Raw genomic sequence first — 21,083 nt, 5'->3', positions numbered from 1 at the left:
ACGCTTTGTTCCGCGTCTGAGGTTTGTGCCCCGCGCCTTGCAGCGCATGAGCTTCGCCCCCAACGACTTTTGTCTCATTCACCGTTTTTTTCAGGAAGGCCCATGCCCAGTCAGTTCCCCGAAGCACGTCCACGCCGTCTGCGCCGCAATGCGAGCCTGCGCAGCCTGTTCCAGGAAACCGAGTTCAGCTTGAACGACCTGGTACTGCCGATTTTCGTCGAGGAAGAGATCGACGATTTCGTGCCGATCAAGAGCATGCCCGGCGTGATGCGCATTCCCGAGTCGAAGCTGGCCGGCGAGATCGAGCGTTACGCTCGGGCCGGGATTAGATCGGTGATGACGTTTGGCGTGTCCCATCATCTGGACAGCAGCGGCAGCGATACCTGGAGCGACAACGGCCTGGTGTCACGCATGTCGCGCATCGCCAAAGACGCCGTGCCGGAAATGATCGTGATGTCCGACACCTGTTTCTGCGAGTACACCGACCACGGCCATTGCGGCGTGCTGCACCACCACGAAGTCGACAACGACCAGACCCTGATCAACCTCGGCAAACAAGCCGTGGCGGCCGCTCGGGCCGGCGCTGATGTGATCGCACCGTCGGCGGCCATGGACGGGCAGGTCCAGGCCATTCGCCGGGCGCTCGATGAAGCCGGTTTCAGCCAGACCGCGATCATGGCCTATTCGACCAAATTCGCTTCGGCGCTTTATGGTCCGTTTCGCGAGGCCGGCGGCAGTGCGTTGAAGGGTGACCGCAAAAGCTATCAGATGAACCCGATGAACCGTCGCGAAGCGGTGCGTGAGTCGCTGATGGATGAGCAGGAAGGCGCCGACGCGCTGATGGTCAAACCGGCCGGTGCATACCTGGACATCATCCGCGACATTCGCGAAGCCTCGCGTCTGCCACTGTCGGCGTATCAGGTGAGTGGCGAGTACGCGATGATCAAATTCGCTGCCCAAGCCGGCGCAATCGATGAAGACCGAGTGGTGCGTGAGAGCCTGGGGGCGATCAAACGGGCCGGGGCGGATTTGATCTTCACCTACTTCGCGATGGACCTGGCCCTGGCCGGGATCTAATTGTTTTGAAAGATCGTTCCCATGCTCCGCGTGGGAACGCCTCCTGTGACGCTCTGCCTCACGCTTGTTGGGACGCTGAGCGTCCCTGGCTGCATTCCCACGCAGAGCGTGGGAACGATCAGCCTCGCTAATCTTGGGGTCAGCCGAAGAACGGCCGAATCTCGCGGTCCCGGAAATACCGCTCGATCACCTTCGGATCGGCGCTGTAGTCGGCAATCGCGACATAAGTATCCGGCCGCAGCAGGTAAAAGCCGTTGCGCGCCAGCCCCACGGTTTCAAATACCGGCCGCCAGTCGAACACCTGCAACGGCAGATGATGCTCGGTGCACCAGGCGATCATCTCGTCGCTGGTGTCGCCATACACATGCACCTGCCAGGTCAGGTTTTTCAGTGACTCGAAATTGTCCCCTTCACCGTCGTGAGCCCAGGGCAGGCGATCACCGCCGTGAACGTCGCCGGCGACCCCCTCGCTCAATGGCATGCCGCGATAGTTGAGGGTGGTCTGCGACACCGTGCGAAACATGAATTCCCGAACCGCCTCCAGCGATGTCATTTTCGGGATCAGAAATGGCGCCACGCGCATGCGCAGCAAGTCGGCCACTCGTCCTTCGGCGGTGACGAAATTGAAGACCCGGTCGGTTGTCGCCACCAATCGCCGGGCAAAGGCGGTGCGTTCGGTTTCATAGCTGTCGAGCAGTTTGCTCGTGGCGCCACCGCGCAGCACCGCGGCGAGTTTCCAGGCCAGATTGATCGCGTCGCCAATCCCTGTGTTCATGCCCTGGCCCCCCGCCGGGCTGTGGACATGGGCGGCATCACCCAACAGAAATGCGCGCCCCGTGCGAAAGTGATCCGCTACCCGGTGATGCACACGGTAGGTCGAGAACCAGTTCACCTGATCGATCTGCACCTTTAGATGCTCGATGGCCCGGCTGCTGACGTCTGCAAACTGAAGGGTTTCGGCACGCTCGGCGCGTTCGTCGCGAACGGTGCCGATCAGTCGGGCGCGACCTTCACCGGCCAAGGGGAATACGGCGAGGAAGTCGGCTTCATCAAGGTCCACATGCAGTTCACCGTTGAACGTCGGGCCGTGAGCCTGCACATCCGCCACGTAGAAAATCTGCTGGTAGGTGCCGCCTGGAAAACCGGTGTCCAGGGTTTTGCGCACGATCGACCGGGCGCCGTCGCAGCCTGCGAGGTAACAGGCCTGGCAGGTTTCCTGCTGGCCATCGGGCAAGCGCAGCCGGGCGGTGATGCCGTCGCCGGTTTCCTCGAAGCTTTGCAGTTCGGTGTCGCGCTCCACCGTAATACCGAAGGCCTCCAGGCGCTCGATCAGCAGGCGTTCGTGCTCGTCTTGCGGATACATTTCCAGAAACGCGTAGGGCGTCAGACCCTCGCCGATGGTGCTTAGCGGCAAGTGCGCGACCGGTTCGCCCTTGACCCAGAAGTTCGCGGCGGCCACTCGATGGCCGTTCTGCACAACGGTGTCGCTGAGGTCGAGCTGGCGATACAGTTCAAGCGTTCGCGCCTGTACTGCCAGTGCACGTGAAGTGGTGCCGGGTGCCGACGTCTTGTCGATAATCCGCACCCCAATCCCCAGTTTGCTCAGCCACAGCGCCAGTACCAGCCCGGTCGGGCCGGCGCCGATGATCAGCACGTCGCTACGGTTCATGAGCCTGTCCTCCTCGGTATGTGGATCAAGTATGGTTCAGCCCGGATGCACCGGCCGCCCGGCTGCTCAACGGAAAACCGCCTCCGTAGCAGGGCAGGGGAACAGTCCGCGGCTGTCACAGTCATAGCCTGCGCCATGCCATTGATCGTATGGTTAATCCGGCTCAACGGACTTTGATGGAGCAACATGCAAGCCAATCGATTGATCATGAGCGTCGCGGCACTGTTGGTGCTGGCCGGTTGCGGTAGTCAACGCACTCAGGAACCGCCGACCCGCAAGCCTGCCGAGGTCAAGGCAGAGATCATGCGTCTGCTGCCGGCCAAAACAGTCGACCGCCAGGGCTGGGCTACGGACATCTACGCGGCGTTTGCCGCGCAAAAAATTTCACCGACCACGCAAAACCTGTGTTCGGTACTGGCGGTCACCGAGCAGGAATCGACGTTTCAGGCTGATCCGCCGGTGCCAGGCCTGGGCAAGATCGCCCGGGACGAGATCGACCGCCGCGCCGCCAAGGCCCACATCCCCAGCCTGCTGGTGAGCGGTGCCTTGCAGGTAAATTCACCCAATGGCAAAAGTTACAGCGACCGGCTGAATGCCGCGCGTAGCGAAAAAGAACTCAGCGCGATTTTCGATGATTTCATCGGCATGGTGCCTATGGGCCGGACGCTGTTCGATGGTTTCAACCCGGTGCACACCGGCGGGCCGATGCAGGTCAGCATCGATTTTGCCGAGCATCAGGCGCGTAATTATCCCTACCCGGTGAACGGCTCGATTCGCCGCGAAGTGTTCACGCGTCGCGGTGGTCTGTATTTTGGCATTGCCCACTTGCTCGGTTATCCGGTGAGCTACAAGCAGCCGTTGTATCGCTTCGCCGATTTCAACGCCGGTTGGTACGCCAGCCGTAATGCGGCGTTTCAAAATGCGGTAAGTCGGGCGACGGGTATTGCGCTGGCACTGGATGGCGATCTGGTTCGGCATGGCTCGATCATGCCTGGCACCACGGAATTGGCGGTGCGTAGGCTCGGCAAGCAATTGGACATGCGCAACCTGACCATTCGGGGTCAATTGGAGGAGGGTAACAGTCTCGAATTCGAGGACACCAAGCTGTATCGGCGCGTGTTCGCCTTGGCCGAGCAGGCTGAAGGCCGATCATTACCCCGTGCGGTGTTGCCGGGAATCCTGCTGCAAAGCCCGAAAATCACCCGCAAACTCACCACGGCGTGGTTCGCCAAGCGGGTCGATGAGCGTTATCAGCGCTGTATGAAGCGCGCGGGGATGTGAACGAGCCAGAAAATGTTGTGGGAGCGAGCCGGCTCTCGATGACGGCGGTATATTCAGCATCAATATTGGCTGACCCGCCGCTATCGTCGGAACGCCGCCCGGAGCCGGCTCACTCCCACAGGGCCGACGGGCGCTGATGAGACAACCGAACGCAATCTTCAGCAGCTGCTACAAAGAGAGAGTCGCAGAGGAGATTTAGTCATGTATCAGCTTTACGGACATCAGAACTCGGGTGCGGCTGCCATCGAAGCTGCGTTGGAGTTGTGCGAGGTTCCTTATCGCTTCATCGATGTTTCATCGTCCCCGGAGGCGGTTCAGGCGTTGGAGAAGCTCAATCCGCTCAAGCAGATTCCCACCCTGCAACTGCCCGATGGCGGCGTTCTCACCGAGAGTGCGGCCATCCTGATCCATCTGGGTCTCACGTTCCCGAAGTCGAACCTGCTGCCGGAGAACCCGCTCAAGCGCGATCAGGTGATTCGTGGTCTGGTGTACATCGTCAGCAATTGCTATACAGCCATCGGCATCATCGATTACCCCGAGCGCTGGCTGGCCGAGGCGGACGAGTCGTCCCGGAAAAACCTCATGGCCGGTGCCCGTCAGCGCCTGCACTGGAGTTGGGAGGTGTTTGCCGATCAGTTCGCCGGCAAGTTGTACCTGGGCGAGGGAACACCGGGCGCGCTGGATATTCTGGCGGCGGTGGTGACGCGCTGGGCGGGCACCCGGGAGCACTTGCGCACCGCGCGGCCGGGGTTCTCTGCCTGGCTCGAACGCTTCGACCGGCACCCTGCGTTGGCACCGGTTTTCGCGCGGCATTGGCCCTCTTAAGAACATCGCGAATCAAAATGTGGGAGCGGGCTTGCTCGCGAAAGCGGTGTATCAGTCACCATAAGTATCGACTGATATACCGCTTTCGCGAGCAAGCCCGCTCCCACAAGGGGATTGGTGGTGGGGACAGGATCACTCGCCGCGAATGTACTGCTCCAACTGACGAATCAGTTCAGCCTGTTCGGCAATGGCTTCCTTGACCAGGTCGCCGATGGACAGCAAGCCTATCAACTCGCCGTTTTCCACCACCGGCAAATGCCGCAGGCGTTTTTCGGACATGATGCCCATGCAGGTTTCGACGGTTTGGTGGGTGTCTACGGTAATCACCGGCGCCACCATGATGTCGCTGACCGGTGTGCCGACGGAGGAGCGCCCCTTGAGCACCAGTTTGCGCGCATAGTCACGCTCGCTGATGATGCCGACAACCTTTCCGTCTTTCAGCACCGGTAACGCGCCGACGTTTTTTGAAGCCATCACCATCAGTGCTTCCAGCACCATTTGATGAGGCGCAATGGTGTGGACTTCCTGATTCTGTTGGGCCTTTAACTTGAGCAGTTGGGCGACGGTTTTCATGGCGGTTTCTCAGGTTGTCGTTGTTCTTGAAGAATCGTAGAGACGCGCTCACAGAGCAAGGGAGAAAGCGGCACATACCGCGCAAAAAGCGTCATTCAGCGATTTTTTTTTGTGGCGAGGGGGTGATCGGACTGTAGGAGCCAGGCTTGCCGGCGAAGGGGTCCTTAAGAGCGCCTTCGCCGGCAAGCCTGGCTCCTACAAGCCCCCTCACCACACCGGCGATCACGCGTAGAATGACCCCTTGAATCAGATCGTTGAGGTTGCAGTGGTGGATTTACAGCAGGGCTTCGTCCTGACCCGGCATTGGCGCGATACCCCGGCCGGCACGGAAGTCGAGTTCTGGCTGGCGACCGATGCCGGTCCAAGGCACATCCGCCTGCCGCATCAACCGTCGGTCGCGTTCGTTCCGGCAGCCCAACGCGAGCAAGCTGAAGCGCTGCTGCGCGGCGAGAAAAACGTCGAGCTGAAGCCCTTGGCACTGCTGGACTTCGAACATCGCCCGGTGCTCGGCCTGTATTGCCAGCAGCACGGTCAGTTGATGCGCCTGGAAACCGCACTGCGCAAATCAGGCATCGATGTCTTCGAAGCCGATATTCGCCCGCCGGAACGCTACATGATGGAGCGTTTCATCACCGCGCCCGTGTTGTTCGGCGGCACGCCCAGCGCCGAAGGCCTGCTGCTCGACGCGCAAATGAAACCCGCTCCCGGCTACCGACCGAACCTCAGGCTGGTCTCCCTGGACATCGAAACCACCGCTCAGGGCGAGTTGTATTCCATTGCCCTGGAAGGCTGCGGCGAACGTCAGGTGTACATGCTCGGGCCGCCCAATGGCGATGACAGTGGAGTGGATTTCCAGCTCGAATACTGCGACTCGCGAACCCTGCTGCTGAAAAAACTCAATGGATGGTTCGCCCGGCATGATCCCGACGCGATCATCGGCTGGAACGTCGTGCAGTTCGATCTGCGTGTACTGCACGAACATGCTCGCCGCTTGGCGGTGCCGCTGAAACTGGGGCGTGGCGGTGAAGAAATGCAGTGGCGCGAGCACGGAAGCCGCAATCATTACTTCGCATCGGCCGCCGGCCGGTTGATCATCGACGGCATCGAGTCGCTGCGTTCGGCGACCTGGAGCTTCCCCTCGTTCAGCCTGGAAAACGTCGCGCAAACCCTATTGGGCGAGGGCAAGTCGATCGACAACCCATACCAGCGCATGGACGAAATCAATCGCATGTTCGCCGAGGACAAACCGGCCCTGGCGAAATACAACCTCAAGGACTGCGAACTGGTGACGCGGATCTTCGCCAAGACCGAGTTGCTGACCTTCTTGCTCGAGCGTGCCAGCGTCACCGGTTTGCCGGCGGACCGCAGCGGTGGCTCGGTGGCGGCGTTCACCCACTTGTATATGCCGCTGATGCACCGTCAGGGCTTCGTCGCGCCGAACCTCGGCGGCAAACCACCAGAGGCCAGCCCCGGCGGTTTTGTCATGGACTCGCAACCCGGGTTGTACGAATCGGTGCTGGTGCTCGACTACAAAAGCCTCTATCCGTCGATCATCCGCACCTTCCTGATCGACCCGGTGGGTTTGATCGAAGGGCTCAAACATCCCGACGACAGCGAGTCGGTGCCGGGCTTTCGCGGTGCACGTTTCTCCAGAACCCGACATTGCCTGCCGGCCATCGTCGCCCGGGTTGCCGAAGGTCGCGAAACCGCCAAACGCGAACACAACGCGCCGCTGTCCCAGGCCCTGAAGATCATCATGAATGCCTTCTATGGCGTGCTCGGTTCCAGCGGTTGCCGCTTCTTCGATACACGGCTGGCCTCGTCCATCACCTTGCGTGGGCACGAGATCATGTTGCGCACCCGCCAGTTGATCGAAGCGCAGGGCCATGCGGTGATCTATGGCGATACCGACTCGACCTTTGTCTGGCTCCGTCGCCCCCACGGCCAGGCAGAAGCCGCGCAGATCGGTCACGCGCTGGTAGATCACGTCAACCAGTGGTGGCGCGAGCATGTGAAACAGCAATACGGGCTGGAAAGTGCCTTGGAGTTGCAGTTCGAAACCCACTACAAACGCTTTCTGATGCCGACCATTCGCGGCGCCGAGGAGGGCAGCAAGAAGCGCTATGCCGGATTGGTCACCCGAGCCGACGGCACCGATGAAATGGTTTACAAGGGTCTGGAAACCGTGCGCACCGACTGGTCGCCGTTGGCCCGTCAATTCCAGCAGGAGTTGTACTTGCGCATCTTCAATCGCAAACCCTATCAGGACTATGTGCGTGACTATGTGCGCAAGACCTTGGCCGGTGAGTTCGACGAGCGACTGATCTATCGCAAACGCCTGCGCCGCACTCTCGATGACTATCAACGCAACGTACCACCGCATGTGCGGGCCGCGAGAATCGCCGACGATTACAACGACCAACAAGGACGCCCGCGGCAATATCAGAATGGCGGCTGGATCAGTTATGTCATCACCGTCGCCGGCCCCGAACCGCTGGAAATCCGCAGCGCGCCCATCGACTACGACCATTACGTCACCCGGCAGTTGCAACCGGTGGCGGATGCGATTCTGCCGTTCGTGGATGATGATTTCTCAACGCTGATTGGGGGACAACTGGGCCTGTTTTGAGTCCAGCAGCGACAGTGTCCAGTCATCCGGAATGCCGTGAAAATACTGATCCAGCGCCTGATGGAACAGGCTGCCTTTTGGCGAAACCTGGGCGAACAGCGTCATCGATGAGTGAAACTTGAGGTTGTCGGGATGACCGAAAATCTTGGCGATCGACTGATGAGGAACGTCCAGGACCAATTGCGTGCAAGCACGCAAGCGTGGACCCAGTAACGGATGCTCCAGGTACGCCGTGGCTTCCTCACTGGAGCGAATGGCAAAGTAGCGGGACATCTCGCTGTCGCCCAACCCGGAAAACTGCGGAAAAATAAACCACATCCAGTGCCGGCGTTTTTGGCCGGCGCGCAGCTCCTCCTGCACCCACTCGAACACAGGGTCCTGCGCCTGGACGAAGCGTGGCAAGTTGAAAGAGTCGAGCTGATCGGTACTTCTCATGCCGATGCCCTCTGATAGAACCGCGAATGGCTCAGACCATGGCCAACCGCTGCTTGCGTTGTGGCGCGCGAAAAGCTTGGTCCAGCGCCTCCAGATCCCCGACTTCAAGCCGCAATTGCGCCGCTTGCGCATTGAGCTGCACATGTTCGGGACGGATCGCTTTGGGGATGGCGATCACGCCGTTCTGACGCAGAATCCATGCCAGCGCTACCTGCGCCGGTGTCGCCTCGTGACGGGCGGCAACCTGCTTGAGCGTCGAATTGTTCAGCATGCTCCCGCCCTGGCCGATCGGACAATAGGCCATTACCGGCATCCTTTGATGTTGACTCCAGGGAAGCAAATCGAATTCGATGCCGCGTTCTTCCAGGTTGTACAGCACCTGATTGGTGGCGCAGGCAGGCGAGGCCAATTCGTCCAGGTCGCCCAGATCGAAGTTGGACACGCCCCAACGGTCGATTTTGCCGCTTTCCCGCAGGCGTTCGAAGGCTTCGACGGTTTCCTCAAGGGGATACTCGCCGCGCCAGTGCAACAGATAAAGATCGATGTAATCGGCATTCAACCGCCGCAGGCTACGTTCGCAGGCCTGGGGGATGCCCAGGCAGCTGGCGTTGTGGGGGTAGACCTTGCTGACCAGAAAAACCTGGTCGCGCCTGCCAGCGATGGCCTCACCCACCACCTCTTCAGCGCCTCCTTCGGCGTACATTTCAGCGGTGTCGATCAGGGTCATGCCCAACTCGATGCCCAAACGCAACGCTGCAACTTCCTTTGTGTGTCGGGAGCGTTCCTCTCCCATGCGCCAGGTTCCTTGGCCGATGACCGGCACATGGCTGCCGGCCAGCTCAAGAGTACGCATGGATCCTCCTTTGCGAAGCTCGATCGATACTTCAGTTGGCAGCAAAATAGCCCGGTGGTTCCGTGGTCATCCCGAAAGATCGCAGCCTTCGGCCGTGAACGCCGCGAACCCCGTAGGAGCCCGGCTTGCCGGCGAAGGCGTTTTTATTGGCGCTGCATGACGTGAGGTCATTTTCGCTGGCAAGCCAGCTCCTACAGATGCCGTGAACGCCGCGAACTCCGTAGGAGCCCGGCTTGCCGGCGAAGGCGTTTTCGTCGGCGCTGCAGGACGTGAGGTCGCCTTCGCTGGCAAGCCAGCTCCTACAGATGCCGTGAACGCCGCGAACCCCGTAGGAGCCCGGCTTGCCGGCGAAGGCGTTTTCGTTGGCGCTGCATGACGTGAGGCCGTTTTCGCTGGCAAGCCAGCTCCTACAGATGCCATGAACGCCGCGAACCCCGTAGGAGCCCGGCTTGACGGCGAAGGCGTTTTCGTTGGCGTTGCATGACGTGAGGTCGCCTTCGCTGGCAAGCCAGCTCCTACAGATGCCGTGAACGCCGCGAACTCCGTAGGAGCCCGGCTTGCCGGCGAAGGCGTTTTCGTCGGCGCTGCATGACGTGAGGTCGCCTTCGCTGGCAAGCCAGCTCCTACAGATGCCGTGAACGACGCGAACCTCGTAGGAGCCCGGCTTGCCGGCGAAGGCGTTTTCGTTGGCGCTGCATGACGTGAGGCCGTTTTCGCTGGCAAGCCAGCTCCTACCTTTTGATCTTCTGACCTACAGGGTAGAAAACTTGTACACCGTTGTCTGGGCATAGCGCTTGCCCGGGTCCAGCCGTGTGGACGGGAAGTTCGGCTGATTCGGCGAATCCGGATAATGCTGAGTCTCTAAAGTAAACGCCCCCCAATGCGGATACGTCTTCCCGGCCTTGCCCACGACCGTGCCATCGAGGAAATTGCTGGTATAGAACTGCACGCCAGGTTCGGTCGTGTAGAGCTGTAACCGGCGCCCGGATTGCGGATCGCTGACATCGGCGGCGAGTTTGCCCAGATCACCCTTGGCGTCCAACACCCAGTTGAAATCGAAACCGCCGTGTTTCGCTTCGGCGAATTTCAACTGCGGATGATCGGCCTTGATGTATTGACCGATGGCGGTCGGTTGGGTGAAGTCCATGGGCGTGCCGGCGACCGGGGCCAGCTCACCGGTGGGGATCAGTTTGCCGGTGACGGGCGTATAACGACCTGCATGCAAGGTGGCGAGTTGTTTCAGCACGTCGCCGTTACCAGCGCCGGCCAGGTTGAAGTAGCTGTGATTGGTCAGATTCACCACCGTGGGTTTGTCAGTGCTGGCTTTGTACTCGATGCGCAGCTCATTGTTTTCGGTGAGGCTGTAGGTGACCTCGGTTTTCAGGTTACCGGGAAAGCCCATTTCACCGTCCGCCGACAGGTACGTCAGGGTCACGCCCACTGAATCCTTGCCGTTGTTTGGTTCAGCTTTCCAAACACGTTTGTCGAAACCTTGAGCCCCGCCATGCAACGAATTGCTGCTGTCGTTGAGTGGCACCTGATAGCGCTTGCCGTCCAGCTCGAAGGCGCCGTTGGCCAGGCGATTGCCGAAGCGGCCGATGGTCGCGCCGAAGTACGCGGTGCCACTTTGATAACCCTGCACATCATCGAAGCCCAGCACCACATCGTCGAGCTTGCCGTTTTTGTCCGGCACTTTCAGCGACTGCAGAATCCCGCCATAGGTAATGACTGTGGCTTGCAGACCATGACTGTTGCGCAAAATGTATTGCTCGACGGGCGTGCCGTCATTGGTTTTGCCGAAGGCTTTTTGTTCGCTGGACAAGCCGGCGGCGTGAGCGGGGAGGGTGATGATCATCAGGGACAGTCCGAGGCCGGAGAGCAGGTGTCGGGATTGAAGCATGGTTGACCTTCCTTTTTGTTGTTCTATGAGAAGTAGTCATACTAATGATCGAGTTTTAACGCGATCAAGGAAGGATATATAGCTTATCGATGGAGTGTTGCAACAATAAAGTATGACTAATATGAAATCGCTTTCACGTTGGTCCGCGCTTACGGACCACCGGCACTGCACTTTTTCGGCTTTCACGGTTCTATCCTTGGCCAGCCCGCGGCGATCCCCACCGCCGGCCCATGCCCAAGTTCAAGAACCCATGGCTCGAGTTTTACCCCGCTTTAACCTGCACATTCGCCGTCGTTGCTTGCTGCCGATTAGCTTGTCGATGCTCTTCGCCAGTGGCTGCAGCCATCAGCCGGGCAACGATATCGTCAGCCAATTTCGCAACGGCCAACCCCAGGAACTCCTTCAGACCAGCGTCGACCGTATGGCGACCCTGACGATGCGCGACAACCTCGACAGCCTCTACCTGCTGATGAACAAGCTCTACCTGCGCAACCCGGACGAGCTGAAAAAATCCGGCTTTCTCGATATCGGCACTGCGGAAAAACAAGTGCGCATGGCCATCGAACAGCAACAGCCGTTACCCACCCTCGGCGGTAAAAAAGACCTCGCCGCCCTGAGCTACGCCATGAGCCCGGAATTCCTCGGCGATCGAGTCGGTGCCTTCATCTATGCCATCGGCAGCATGCTGGTGACGGCTCACGGCAATCGGCTGGAGTTCTACATGACGGACGCGATCAACCCGACCTTCGTCAGCAATGCCGCGCGCAACATCGAGAAAGCCACCTGGATCTTGAGCCAGCGGCAAAACCAGCAGGGCGAGCCTTTGCTGTTTTCCAACGAAATCTCGGAAGAGGGCAGCAACCTGAGTTTTGCCGTGGAGTTCGGCAAAATCGTCGCGCGCCTGGACCTGCTGACCCAGATGCTCGACGAACGCTACCGACGGATCGGCCTCAACTACGCCCAGAGTTTGCTGTTTTTGAATTTCTTACCGGTGCAATGATTCGAGTGATTTGATGCCGGATAAAACATAATCCCGTGTGGGAGCGAAATTTTGTGGGAGCTGGCTTGCCCGCGATGGCTATGGGTATCTATACAACTTTCCGAGTTTGATGGTGGTGTACATATCCGTTTCTGCGTTAACGGCCACTTAGGGTTCCGCCCTGACGGCGGGTCACTTTCGAAAAGCGCGAAAGTAACCAAAGCGCTTCTGCCCCTGTCGTTCGGTGCCTCGCCTGGGCTCGGCATGCCCTCGCTCCGGTCCTGCTCCGTGGGCCCGCCGCGATCGGCCATCCCTGGCCGTGCGCGGCTAACCCGGCATCCATGCCGGGTTGCCCACTGCGCAGAACCTCCACTCGGCCTCTCGAGGTGGCGGTGCATCAAGATCAAGAGCTGCAGGCGAGCTAACGCTCGGCCTGTTGAGTGGTGAGAAGCGCCGCTGTACACCGGTCCCTGTAGGAGCGAGGCTTGCCCGCGAAGCTGTTGATCTTGCCGTTGCCGTTGCCGTTGCCGTTGCCGTTGCTTTGGCTTTTGATCCTGATCTGCTTGCTCCTTTCCCAGAGGCCGAACGCAGGCGTTGCGCAGGGGGCACCGCGGCAGGGATGCCGCGGTAGCTGCCCCCGGCCATGGATGGCCGATGGCAGCGGGCCCCCGGAGCAATGCCGGAGTGAGGGCATGCCGAGCCCAGGCGAGGCACCGAATGGCGGGGCAAGAGCCCTTGGTTACTTGGGGCTTTTCCAAGTGACTCGCTGTAAAAGCGAAACCGCCAGCAGCCGTTACCGCAGCAACGGATATGTACTCCAAAAACACCAAGCCCCAGCAGTGAATCTCTATAGCCCAAGAGATGTGTAGATTACTCATGCTGCGATGACATCAACTCGGTTCGACACTAAACCGAGCTCCCACAAAAAGCCCGACCCACAGGGAATTGAAAGAAAGAAGATTGTGTTCCGGCCCCATGAGTTGGCATAACGATAGACCGCATCGATATAACTGGTTATAAGAAAAATCGCTATGCTGCGAGCCGGTTATTTCCCTGCGATTTTCTGGGCGTATTAATGGAATTCGGTAATTTCGGGTTGGTCATTGCAGGTCTGGTGGTCGGCTTCATTGTCGGCATGACCGGCGTGGGGGGCGGTTCGCTGATGACGCCGATCCTGTTGTGGTTCGGCGTCAACCCGGCCACGGCAGTGGGCACGGACTTGCTGTACGCGGCCATTACCAAATCCAGCGGGGTGCTGGTTCATCGCAAGAACAAGAACATCGACTGGGCGATTACCGGTTGGCTGACACTCGGCAGTGTGCCGGCAGTGGCGCTGACGCTGTGGTTCCTCAGCACTTTGCAGACCTCACCCGATGCGATGAATGCCGTCATCAAACAGGCATTGGGCTTTGTATTGTTCGCCACGGCGCTGGCGATTTTCTTCAAGAAACGCTTGCTCGATTTCGCCCACAAACGGGCGGGCGGCCTCTATAACCCCAGCGGCCCCCGATTGAACGCACTGACCGTCATCACCGGATTGGTTCTCGGTACCATGGTGGCCCTGACCTCCATCGGCGCGGGCGCTCTGGGCACAGTAGCGCTGTTCATTCTGTACCCGATGCTGCCTACCCGCCGACTGGTCGGCACCGAAATCGCTCACGCGGTGCCCCTGACCCTGGTCGCCGGCCTGGGCCATGCGAGCATGGGCAATATGGATTGGCACATTTTGGGCTACTTGCTGGTCGGTTCGCTGCCGGGGATTTACCTGGGCAGCCATTTGACCGGGCGTATCTCCGACGAACTGCTGCGTCCATGCCTGGCCACGATGCTGGTTCTTATCGGCTACAAACTGGCGTTCTGATCCGGCACCGTATACCTCACTGAATACTGAATTTAGCGGAATCATGCCCTCGCTGACGTAGTCAAAACTATGACCACGTTCAGATGAGGTCATGACGTCCATGAACAGCCCCGCAAACGATCTTCTACGACGGTTCCGCCGCCCCCGTGGCGAATCACCCGGCAACGCGGCCGAAGTGCTGCGCCGTCATGCCGAGCCGTTGCCTGCTCTCGACTCACCTGAATTCGGCGAACTGTTTGACCGCTTTGGCGACGCCAGCGTAGTGCTGATCGGCGAAGCCAGCCACGGTACCCAGGACTTCTACCAGACCCGAGCGGCGATCACCCGCCGCCTGATCGAGCAGCACGGCTTTGGCATCGTTGCGGTCGAAGCCGACTGGCCCGATGCCGGCCAGATCGACCGATGTGTCCGCGACCTGGGCCGCTCTGCCTGGAAAAAACAGGCCTTCGCCCGATTCCCCACCTGGATGTGGCGCAACACGGCCGTGCAGACCTTTACCCGCTGGCTGCACCACCATAATCGCGGGCTGACGCCGGATCAGCGGGTGGAGTTTCGCGGGCTGGATGTTTACAGCATGCGTCACTCCATCGACGAAGTGCTGGGCTATCTCGATAAGACCGACCCGCAGCTGGCGAAAGAGGCCCGTCATCGCTACAGCTGCCTGACGCCGTGGCATGACGACCCGGCGCTGTACGGTCATTTCGCCGAGCGGGGCAATTTGGCCACGTGCGAGGATGCCGTGGTCGAGCAATTGAATGTGCTGCTGGGCGAACGGCTCGACCCGATGGTCGCCGACGACGAGGCGTTTTTCAGCGCCACCCAGAACGCCCGTGTCGTGCGGGCCGCCGAGCAGTATTACCGCGCCATGTACCGCGGCTCGACCGCCTCGTGGAACCTGCGTGACCTGCACATGTTCGACACCTTGCAAACCCTGATGGTGCACCGCGGGGCAGGCGCCAAAGCGGTGGTGTGGGCGCATAACTCACACATCGGCAACGCCGCCGCGACGCAAATGGGTTGGGAGGGCCAGTTCAACATCGGTCAGTTGTGCCGCACGGCCTATGGTTCGAAAGCGGTACTGATTGGCATGGGCACCGACCATGGCACCGTCGCCGCCGCCGATGACTGGGATGAGCCAATGCAGATCAAACAGGTAAACCCGGCATTAGCCGACAGTTGGGAGCAACTGTTTCTCCAGGCCGGCGTCCCCGCAGCGCTGCTCGACTGGCGGACCTCACCGAGCGAGGAATTGCTGGACGTACTGGCCGAGCCCTTACTCGAGCGCGCCATCGGTGTCATCTATCGACCCAGAACCGAGCGCCAGAGTCATTACTTTCAGGCGGTGCTGGCGGAGCAGTTCGACGCTTTCGTCTGGATCGAAAAAACCCACGCGGTCTCGCCATTGCCGGCGCCTGAGTTCATGGAGCACGAGGAAGACACCTTTCCGTTCGGTATATGACGCGCAAATGACAGGTCTCTATCCCCGGGTAAAAATCTCCAGCAGATGTCCGTCCGGGTCATCGAAATACACTCGCCGGCCACCGCCATGATCATTGATCTCATTCGGCCTCTGCTTGCCCGGATCGGCCCACCAGGGCTGCTTTAGCGCTTGCAGGCGAGCGAAGGCCGCATCGAAGTCTTCGTCACCGATCAGAAACGCATAGTGTTGGGAGGCAATCGGCGGCTCATTGTTGTAGAAGTCCAGCGACACCCCGTTATCGAATTTGACCACCAGCATCGGTCCGAACGGCTCGGGATCGGGCAGGCCGAGGAGGTCGGTCAGGTAATGGGCCGAAATCTGTTTGTCACGGCACCAGACGATGGTGTGGTTCAGCTGCGCGCTCATGGAAAAGTCCTCACGGCGAATCAGGTATGAGATTAGCTCAGGCTGTTGCGCAATGACCGCCCTGACCTAAGCTTGGGGCAAGGCGAAACACTATTGCGGGGGGTTACCCGGAACGTTCGCCGCGATGCGCAATCATTAGAGCGTGGATATCAAAAGGAGATGCGCATGCTCATCAGGTCTTTGACCCTGGCTACTCTGCTGGCTTTCGTCGGTCCTTTGTTCGCCGCCGATGACGATTCCCCACTGGTTAAAGACGTTGGCAGGGCCCGTCCGCTGATTGTCATAGCACCCAGTTCGGTCGACCCCTCTTGGGTCAATCTGAAAAAGTCGCTGGATGAACCCGCCAGCCGCAAGGGCTTCACCGAGCGAAACATGGTGCTGTACACCGTGATCAACACGATGGGCCAGCGCGATGGCAAAGACCTCGACCCGCAAACGACAATGGCCTTGATTCGCTCGCTCAAGTTGGGCGCAGGGGCGAAGAGTAAAATCATCCTGATTGGCAAGGACGGTGAAAAGAAGCTTGAAAAGGATGTCGTCGAGCTGAAAGAGATTTTTGCCACCATTGACCAGTTGCCTGCAGCCGAGAAAGAGGCAACGGTGCCACTACCTCCGCCGGTAAGCGAAACTGCGCCGGTCAAGGGTGCAAAAGGCAAACCGGCGAAGCCTGCCAAGCCGCCTGAGCAGCCGGATGATTGAGTTCTGCTGCTTGAACCAATGCCGGTAAATTAAGAAATTTGAGTGACGAAGATCCTGTGGGAGCGAGGCTTGCCCGCGAAGGCGTCGTGTCATTCAACATTGATATCGACTGACACTACGCTTTCGCGGGCAAGCCACGCTCCCACAGGTTCTGCGCCGGCTGCGATCTTTTGATTTTGACTCTTGATCCGTCAGTCGCTCAGCGCACTCAATATTTTGTGAGCGATTTTGACTCGCTCGGGGTTTGGGTAGTTTTTGTTAGCCAGGATCACGATGCCGATTTCCTTCGCCGGGATAAAGGCGACGTAGGCGCCAAAGCCGCTGGTTGAGCCGGTTTTGTTGATCAGCACAGTGTCGCGTTGAGGTTGCGGCGGGTTCAGCGGTTGGACTTCATGGGCCTCCATCGCCATCTGCGACGAGTTACCCGCCAGCAATGTGTCGAGCGTTACCGGATAGTTGTAGAACTCCCAACCCAACCCTTGAGTCATCTCGCCGACGGTGTAATAACCGGTATGTGTAGTGGCGATGGCTTGCTGCAAGGGTTTTTCCAGCGACGTCGGATTCATGTTCGCTTCAACATAGCGAAGCAGATCCGAGGCACTGGTTTTCACGCCATACGCTTCGGAATCCAATGCACCCGGCCCGACTCGCACAGGCTTGTCGTCCTTGTTGTAACCCTGGGCGTAAAGCGTCATCTGGTCCTGCGGCACCTTTAGGTAGCTGTGCTTGAGGCCGAGTGTCGGCATCAAGGTTTTTTCCATCAGCGCATCGAACGGTGCCCCCATGCTGTGGGCGGCCAGATAGCCGAATAGCCCCAGGCTGGGGTTTGAATACTGGCGATGAGTGCCGGCGGCGTAGGTCGGTTTCCATTGCTTGAAATAATCGAGCATCTTGTCCGGATGATCTGCATCACCGGGGAATTGCAGCGGCAGGCCGCCGGCGGTGTAGGTGCCCAGTTGCAGCACACTGATATTGTCGAGCGCGCTGCCACGCAATGTCGGCAGAACCTGACTGGCGTTGTCCGACAGGGTCAGTTTACCTGTCGCCTGGGCGTAGGCGGCGAGGGTGGCGGTGAAGGTTTTGCTCACCGAACCGATCTCGAACAGGGTGTGTTCGGTGACGGCTTTGCCGTTTTCTTTCGAAGCCACGCCGTAGTTAAAGTAATGCGGTTTGCCATTGACGGTGATCGCGACCGCGACACCGGGGATCTTCTGTTGCTGCATCACAGGCTCGATGGCGGTCTTGACGATTGCTTCGAGGCGGTCGTCAGCAAAGCTGTGACTGACGCCGAGTAGAAGTGCGAAAGCGCTATAAGACGCGAGTTTTTTCTGATTTTTTTCAGGCATGATTGAGTCACTTTCCATGAGTTTCTGTTGTGTTAACCGCTACACTCCGAGCGGTTTTTCGAGCTGGTCCATTGCTGGGCGAGCCAAATCTATGCAGTTTGTCGAGGGCCGACAAACGACGATATCTTGCACAAGCCATTAGAAAAATTTGGGAGTAGGCATGATCCGACCGCAATTACCCCTGAATGCGCTACGCGCTTTCGAGGCCTCGGCACGCCATCTGAGTTTCACTCGGGCGGCGGTGGAGTTGTGTGTCACGCAGGCGGCGGTGAGTCATCAGGTCAAAAGCCTTGAAGCCCAGCTTGGCGTGACCTTGTTCAAGCGCCTGCCCCGAGGCCTGATGCTGACCAACGAAGGTGAAACCCTGTTGCCGGTGTTGCGTGAATCCTTCGACCGGATTGCCGAAACCCTGGAGCGTTTCGAGGGTGGGCATTTTCGCGAGGTGCTAACGGTGGGAGCCGTGGGGACGTTTGCGGTCGGTTGGCTGTTGCCGCGGCTGACGGATTTTCAGTCGAAACATCCGTTCATAGATTTGCGCCTTTCAACCAACAACAACCGAGTGGACGTGGCCGCTGAAGGTCTGGATTACGCCATTCGCTTTGGCGCGGGGGCATGGCACGGGATTGAAGCGGTACGGTTGATCGAGGCGCCGCTGTCGGTGCTCTGCGTTCCCGAGATTGCGCGGCAGTTGCACACGCCGACTGATTTGTTGCAGCAGACGCTGTTGCGCTCCTATCGCTCGGATGAGTGGCCGGAGTGGTTTCAGGCGACCGGTCTTTCGGCTCATGCCGCCCCACCCCGGAGCATTGTCTTCGACTCGTCGCTGGCGATGATGGAAGCGGCGCTGCAAGGGGCAGGTGTTGCATTGGCACCGCCGCGGATGTTTGCCCGGCAACTGGCGGCGGGCGCAATCGAGCAGCCGTTTGCCATTGGGATCACCACCGGTAGCTACTGGCTGACCCATTTGCAGTCACGGCCTGAAACGTCGGCGATGGCGGCGTTCAAGGGCTGGTTGCTGCAAGCTTCGCTTTAATACAAAACCCGGGCTTGTATCAATTGTAGGAGCGAGCTTGCTCGCGAAAGCGGCGTATCTGGCGACATCAATGTTGACGGTACCGCCGTCTTCACGGGCAAGTCGGATCGCCGCACCGCTCGCTCCTACAGGGGATTGCGGTGTTGTCAGGATCGCTATCGCCCGCGGAATCTGTGGTTGCACCTGACCAACAGTCGCGACCGCTTTTCGGCTAATCGGTAGCCGCCGTTGGTCTCCTCGATAGCACCCCGTTTGCAGGCTTGTTTCCAACCTGTACGGCCCAGATTTGCTGGACCTCATCAGTGAGGTGCGTCATGGCTAACGATCCGATCCTTCAAGGTGGGACTTCCGATAACGACCCTGTCAGACCCATTCCCGATATGGACGATCCATCGATGGATCACGACGTACCACCCGGCATGGACCCTTCGCGAGACCCGGCCGATACGGACGTTGATCGTCCTGAAGACTGGAGAGATCCGGCCCTGGAGGATGACGATGACATCCCAGCGCCGAATGAAGAAACGCCATTGTCCGACGACAGGCGATAAATAAAACCTGCCACCTGTAGGAGCGAGCTTGCTCGCGAAGACGGCGGTACAGTCAACATTGATGTCGCCTGACACACCGCTTTCGCGAGCAAGCTCGCTCCTACAGGATGGTGTCGTGCTGTTCACGACTTAACCCACACTGACATCCCGCATCAACAACCCAAACTGCAAATCCACTGCATCCGGTATCGGCAAATACACCGTGTGCCCATCCCCTGGTGCCACTTGGATCGCCTCGCCTTTGCTGTTCTGCAGCTGATGCAAATCGAAGTGGAAGTTACCCTTGGGCGTCATCAGTTCCATGTGATCGCCCAGACCAAAGCGATTCTTCACCCGCACCTCGGCCAGCCGATCCCGACGTTCGCCGGTCAACTCGCCCACGAACTGCTGGCGCTCTGAAACCGAGCTGCCGTTCTGGTAGTTCTGGTATTCGTCATGCACATGCCGCCGCAGAAAACCTTCGGTGTAGCCACGCTGGGCCAGGGATTCCAGATCGGTCATCAAATTGCGATCAAACGCCCGGCCAGCCACTGCATCATCGATCGCGCGGCGGTACACCTGGGTGGTGCGCGCGCAATAGAAATGCGATTTGGTCCGGCCTTCAATCTTCAGTGAATGCACGCCCATCTGCGTCAGGCGCTCAACGTGCTGGACGGCGCGCAGGTCCTTGGCATTCATGATGTACGTGCCATGTTCATCCTCGAATGCCGGCATCAGTTCGTCAGGGCGATTGGCTTCTTGCAACAGGAACACTTGATCGGTCGGCGCGCCGATACCCAGGGTCGGTTCGGGGGGGAATTGCTGAACGATTTCACCGAGCTGATTTTCGCTGGCCGGCGTTGCCGAGTATTTCCAGCGACAGGCGTTGGTGCAGCTGCCCTGATTGGCGTCGCGCTTGTTCATATAGCCCGACAACAGGCAGCGTCCGGAGTAGGCCATGCACAACGCGCCGTGCACAAACACTTCCAGCTCCATCGCCGGGACGTGCTGGCGGATTTCACCGATTTCTTCCAGTGACAGTTCGCGGGACAGGATGATCCGGCTCAAGCCCAGTTGCTGCCAGAACTCGACGCTGGCCCAGTTCACCGTGTTGGCCTGCACCGAGAGGTGGATCGGCATCCGCGGGAAATGCCGGCGCACCAGCATGATCAGGCCGGGGTCGGACATGATCAGCGCGTCCGGCGCCATGGCAATCACCGGTCCCAGGTCCTTCAGGAACGTTTTGAGCTTGGCGTTGTGCGGGGCGATGTTCACCACCACATAGAAGCGCTTGCCCTGAGCCTGGGCCTCGGCGATGCCGAGCGCGAGGTTGGCGTGATCGAATTCGTTGTTGCGCACCCGCAGGCTGTAGCGCGGCTGGCCGGCGTACACCGCGTCGGCGCCGTAGGCGAAGGCATAACGCATGTTTTTCAGGGTGCCGGCAGGGGCGAGCAGTTCTGGGGGCATAAGCGTCATGGCGCAGGTCATGGCAGTGTCGATCGCAAAAGCCGGCGAGGGTAATCGACCTGTCCGCGGGGTTTATTGAT

Annotated in this window: 18 protein-coding genes; 10 read left to right on the top strand and 8 right to left on the bottom strand. The window is 59.4% G+C overall.

The genetic code is table 11. From position 1 onward, the window contains the following. The first annotated feature begins 102 nt into the window (after positions 1 to 102). A complete protein-coding gene (gene hemB, locus MEB48_RS05725) occupies positions 103 to 1,077 on the top strand; it encodes a porphobilinogen synthase (RefSeq protein WP_030131534.1) in 975 nt (324 codons plus the stop codon). Between the two features lie 139 nt (positions 1,078 to 1,216). Here the strand turns inward: hemB and MEB48_RS05720 are convergent, their stop codons facing one another. Next, positions 1,217 to 2,746, bottom strand: a complete 1,530-nt coding sequence (locus MEB48_RS05720) for an FAD-dependent monooxygenase (RefSeq protein WP_237882688.1) — start codon at positions 2,744 to 2,746, stop codon at positions 1,217 to 1,219. A gap of 186 nt (positions 2,747 to 2,932) precedes the next feature. On the opposite strand from MEB48_RS05720, the gene MEB48_RS05715 reads away from it, so the two are divergent. Next, positions 2,933 to 4,027, top strand: coding sequence for a DUF1615 domain-containing protein (locus tag MEB48_RS05715; protein ID WP_237882686.1), 1,095 nt, complete (start codon positions 2,933 to 2,935; stop codon positions 4,025 to 4,027). 201 nt (positions 4,028 to 4,228) lie between these two features. Continuing rightward, on the top strand, positions 4,229 to 4,852 hold the full coding sequence (locus MEB48_RS05710; RefSeq protein ID WP_237882684.1) for a glutathione S-transferase: 624 nt from the start codon (positions 4,229 to 4,231) through the stop codon (positions 4,850 to 4,852). 132 nt (positions 4,853 to 4,984) lie between these two features. On the opposite strand, the gene MEB48_RS05705 is transcribed toward MEB48_RS05710, so the two are convergent. After that, positions 4,985 to 5,425, bottom strand: coding sequence for a CBS domain-containing protein (locus MEB48_RS05705; RefSeq protein WP_237882682.1), 441 nt, complete (start codon positions 5,423 to 5,425; stop codon positions 4,985 to 4,987). 268 nt (positions 5,426 to 5,693) lie between these two features. Here MEB48_RS05705 and MEB48_RS05700 point away from each other — a divergent pair, with 268 nt between their 5' ends. Then, entirely contained in the window at positions 5,694 to 8,054 is a 2,361-nt protein-coding gene (locus tag MEB48_RS05700; RefSeq protein ID WP_237882789.1) for a DNA polymerase II, read from the top strand. Here the strand turns inward: MEB48_RS05700 and MEB48_RS05695 are convergent. The 3 genes from MEB48_RS05695 to MEB48_RS05685 form a co-directional block, all read right to left on the bottom strand. Then, entirely contained in the window at positions 8,019 to 8,489 is a 471-nt protein-coding gene (locus tag MEB48_RS05695; protein WP_237882680.1) for a DUF1810 domain-containing protein, read from the bottom strand. The two genes, MEB48_RS05700 and MEB48_RS05695, sit on opposite strands and share 36 nt — an antisense overlap. A gap of 31 nt (positions 8,490 to 8,520) precedes the next feature. Then, the gene (locus MEB48_RS05690; protein ID WP_237882678.1) at positions 8,521 to 9,342 is read right to left on the bottom strand and encodes an aldo/keto reductase; all 822 of its coding nucleotides are present in this window, start codon (positions 9,340 to 9,342) and stop codon (positions 8,521 to 8,523) included. A 751-nt stretch (positions 9,343 to 10,093) separates the two neighbouring features. Next, positions 10,094 to 11,242, bottom strand: coding sequence for an aldose epimerase family protein (locus MEB48_RS05685; RefSeq protein WP_237882676.1), 1,149 nt, complete (start codon positions 11,240 to 11,242; stop codon positions 10,094 to 10,096). Positions 11,243 to 11,492: 250 nt separating this feature from the next. Here MEB48_RS05685 and MEB48_RS05680 point away from each other — a divergent pair, with 250 nt between their 5' ends. From MEB48_RS05680 to MEB48_RS05670, 3 genes are all read left to right on the top strand, one after another. Then, entirely contained in the window at positions 11,493 to 12,242 is a 750-nt protein-coding gene (locus MEB48_RS05680) for a hypothetical protein (RefSeq protein ID WP_237882675.1), read from the top strand. A gap of 1,054 nt (positions 12,243 to 13,296) precedes the next feature. Beyond that, positions 13,297 to 14,082, top strand: coding sequence for a sulfite exporter TauE/SafE family protein (locus MEB48_RS05675; protein WP_237882673.1), 786 nt, complete (start codon positions 13,297 to 13,299; stop codon positions 14,080 to 14,082). A gap of 100 nt (positions 14,083 to 14,182) precedes the next feature. Beyond that, positions 14,183 to 15,541 carry an erythromycin esterase family protein gene (locus tag MEB48_RS05670; RefSeq protein ID WP_237882671.1) on the top strand — a complete coding sequence of 453 codons (1,359 nt, stop codon included), beginning with the start codon at positions 14,183 to 14,185 and terminating at the stop codon, positions 15,539 to 15,541. Positions 15,542 to 15,559: 18 nt separating this feature from the next. On the opposite strand, the gene MEB48_RS05665 is transcribed toward MEB48_RS05670, so the two are convergent. Beyond that, positions 15,560 to 15,928 carry a VOC family protein gene (locus MEB48_RS05665; RefSeq protein WP_237882669.1) on the bottom strand — a complete coding sequence of 123 codons (369 nt, stop codon included), beginning with the start codon at positions 15,926 to 15,928 and terminating at the stop codon, positions 15,560 to 15,562. Between the two features lie 165 nt (positions 15,929 to 16,093). Here MEB48_RS05665 and MEB48_RS05660 point away from each other — a divergent pair, with 165 nt between their 5' ends. Continuing rightward, positions 16,094 to 16,627, top strand: coding sequence for a DUF4174 domain-containing protein (locus MEB48_RS05660; protein ID WP_237882788.1), 534 nt, complete (start codon positions 16,094 to 16,096; stop codon positions 16,625 to 16,627). Between the two features lie 191 nt (positions 16,628 to 16,818). Here the strand turns inward: MEB48_RS05660 and ampC are convergent, their stop codons facing one another. Next, the gene (gene ampC / locus MEB48_RS05655) at positions 16,819 to 17,973 is read right to left on the bottom strand and encodes a class C beta-lactamase (RefSeq protein WP_330932693.1); all 1,155 of its coding nucleotides are present in this window, start codon (positions 17,971 to 17,973) and stop codon (positions 16,819 to 16,821) included. 160 nt (positions 17,974 to 18,133) lie between these two features. On the opposite strand from ampC, the gene MEB48_RS05650 reads away from it, so the two are divergent. Both MEB48_RS05650 and MEB48_RS05645 read left to right on the top strand, forming a co-directional pair. Next, positions 18,134 to 19,006: a LysR family transcriptional regulator gene (locus tag MEB48_RS05650; RefSeq protein WP_237882665.1), complete on the top strand. Its 873-nt coding sequence runs from the start codon at positions 18,134 to 18,136 to the stop codon at positions 19,004 to 19,006. Positions 19,007 to 19,401: 395 nt separating this feature from the next. Beyond that, positions 19,402 to 19,557 (top strand): hypothetical protein, encoded by a 156-nt coding sequence (locus MEB48_RS05645; protein WP_237882664.1) that lies wholly within the window; start codon positions 19,402 to 19,404, stop codon positions 19,555 to 19,557. Positions 19,558 to 19,686: 129 nt separating this feature from the next. On the opposite strand, the gene trhP is transcribed toward MEB48_RS05645, so the two are convergent. Next, positions 19,687 to 21,012 (bottom strand): prephenate-dependent tRNA uridine(34) hydroxylase TrhP, encoded by a 1,326-nt coding sequence (gene trhP / locus MEB48_RS05640; RefSeq protein ID WP_237882661.1) that lies wholly within the window; start codon positions 21,010 to 21,012, stop codon positions 19,687 to 19,689. Between the last annotated feature and the right edge of the window lie 71 nt (positions 21,013 to 21,083).

It is taken from the genome of Pseudomonas sp. PGPR40 (assembly GCF_022014505.1).
Classification (GTDB): Bacteria; Pseudomonadota; Gammaproteobacteria; order Pseudomonadales; family Pseudomonadaceae; genus Aquipseudomonas.
This window is presented reverse-complemented; position numbering and strand designations above follow the sequence as displayed.

What these genes read in the sequence shown, in the direction of transcription:
- hemB (WP_030131534.1), top strand. Translation starts at nt 103, where the DNA reads ATGCCCAGTCAGTTCCCCGAAGCACGTCCACGCCGTCTGCGCCGCAAT.
- MEB48_RS05670 (WP_237882671.1), top strand. Translation starts at nt 14,183, where the DNA reads ATGAACAGCCCCGCAAACGATCTTCTACGACGGTTCCGCCGCCCCCGT.
- MEB48_RS05665 (WP_237882669.1), bottom strand. Translation starts at nt 15,928, where the DNA reads ATGAGCGCGCAGCTGAACCACACCATCGTCTGGTGCCGTGACAAACAG.
- MEB48_RS05720 (WP_237882688.1), bottom strand. Translation starts at nt 2,746, where the DNA reads ATGAACCGTAGCGACGTGCTGATCATCGGCGCCGGCCCGACCGGGCTG.
- MEB48_RS05645 (WP_237882664.1), top strand. Translation starts at nt 19,402, where the DNA reads ATGGATCACGACGTACCACCCGGCATGGACCCTTCGCGAGACCCGGCC.
- MEB48_RS05675 (WP_237882673.1), top strand. Translation starts at nt 13,297, where the DNA reads ATGGAATTCGGTAATTTCGGGTTGGTCATTGCAGGTCTGGTGGTCGGC.
- MEB48_RS05680 (WP_237882675.1), top strand. Translation starts at nt 11,493, where the DNA reads ATGGCTCGAGTTTTACCCCGCTTTAACCTGCACATTCGCCGTCGTTGC.
- MEB48_RS05660 (WP_237882788.1), top strand. Translation starts at nt 16,094, where the DNA reads ATGCTCATCAGGTCTTTGACCCTGGCTACTCTGCTGGCTTTCGTCGGT.
- MEB48_RS05650 (WP_237882665.1), top strand. Translation starts at nt 18,134, where the DNA reads ATGATCCGACCGCAATTACCCCTGAATGCGCTACGCGCTTTCGAGGCC.
- ampC (WP_330932693.1), bottom strand. Translation starts at nt 17,973, where the DNA reads ATGCCTGAAAAAAATCAGAAAAAACTCGCGTCTTATAGCGCTTTCGCA.
- MEB48_RS05695 (WP_237882680.1), bottom strand. Translation starts at nt 8,489, where the DNA reads ATGAGAAGTACCGATCAGCTCGACTCTTTCAACTTGCCACGCTTCGTC.
- MEB48_RS05685 (WP_237882676.1), bottom strand. Translation starts at nt 11,242, where the DNA reads ATGCTTCAATCCCGACACCTGCTCTCCGGCCTCGGACTGTCCCTGATG.
- MEB48_RS05715 (WP_237882686.1), top strand. Translation starts at nt 2,933, where the DNA reads ATGCAAGCCAATCGATTGATCATGAGCGTCGCGGCACTGTTGGTGCTG.
- trhP (WP_237882661.1), bottom strand. Translation starts at nt 21,012, where the DNA reads ATGACGCTTATGCCCCCAGAACTGCTCGCCCCTGCCGGCACCCTGAAA.
- MEB48_RS05690 (WP_237882678.1), bottom strand. Translation starts at nt 9,342, where the DNA reads ATGCGTACTCTTGAGCTGGCCGGCAGCCATGTGCCGGTCATCGGCCAA.
- MEB48_RS05705 (WP_237882682.1), bottom strand. Translation starts at nt 5,425, where the DNA reads ATGAAAACCGTCGCCCAACTGCTCAAGTTAAAGGCCCAACAGAATCAG.
- MEB48_RS05710 (WP_237882684.1), top strand. Translation starts at nt 4,229, where the DNA reads ATGTATCAGCTTTACGGACATCAGAACTCGGGTGCGGCTGCCATCGAA.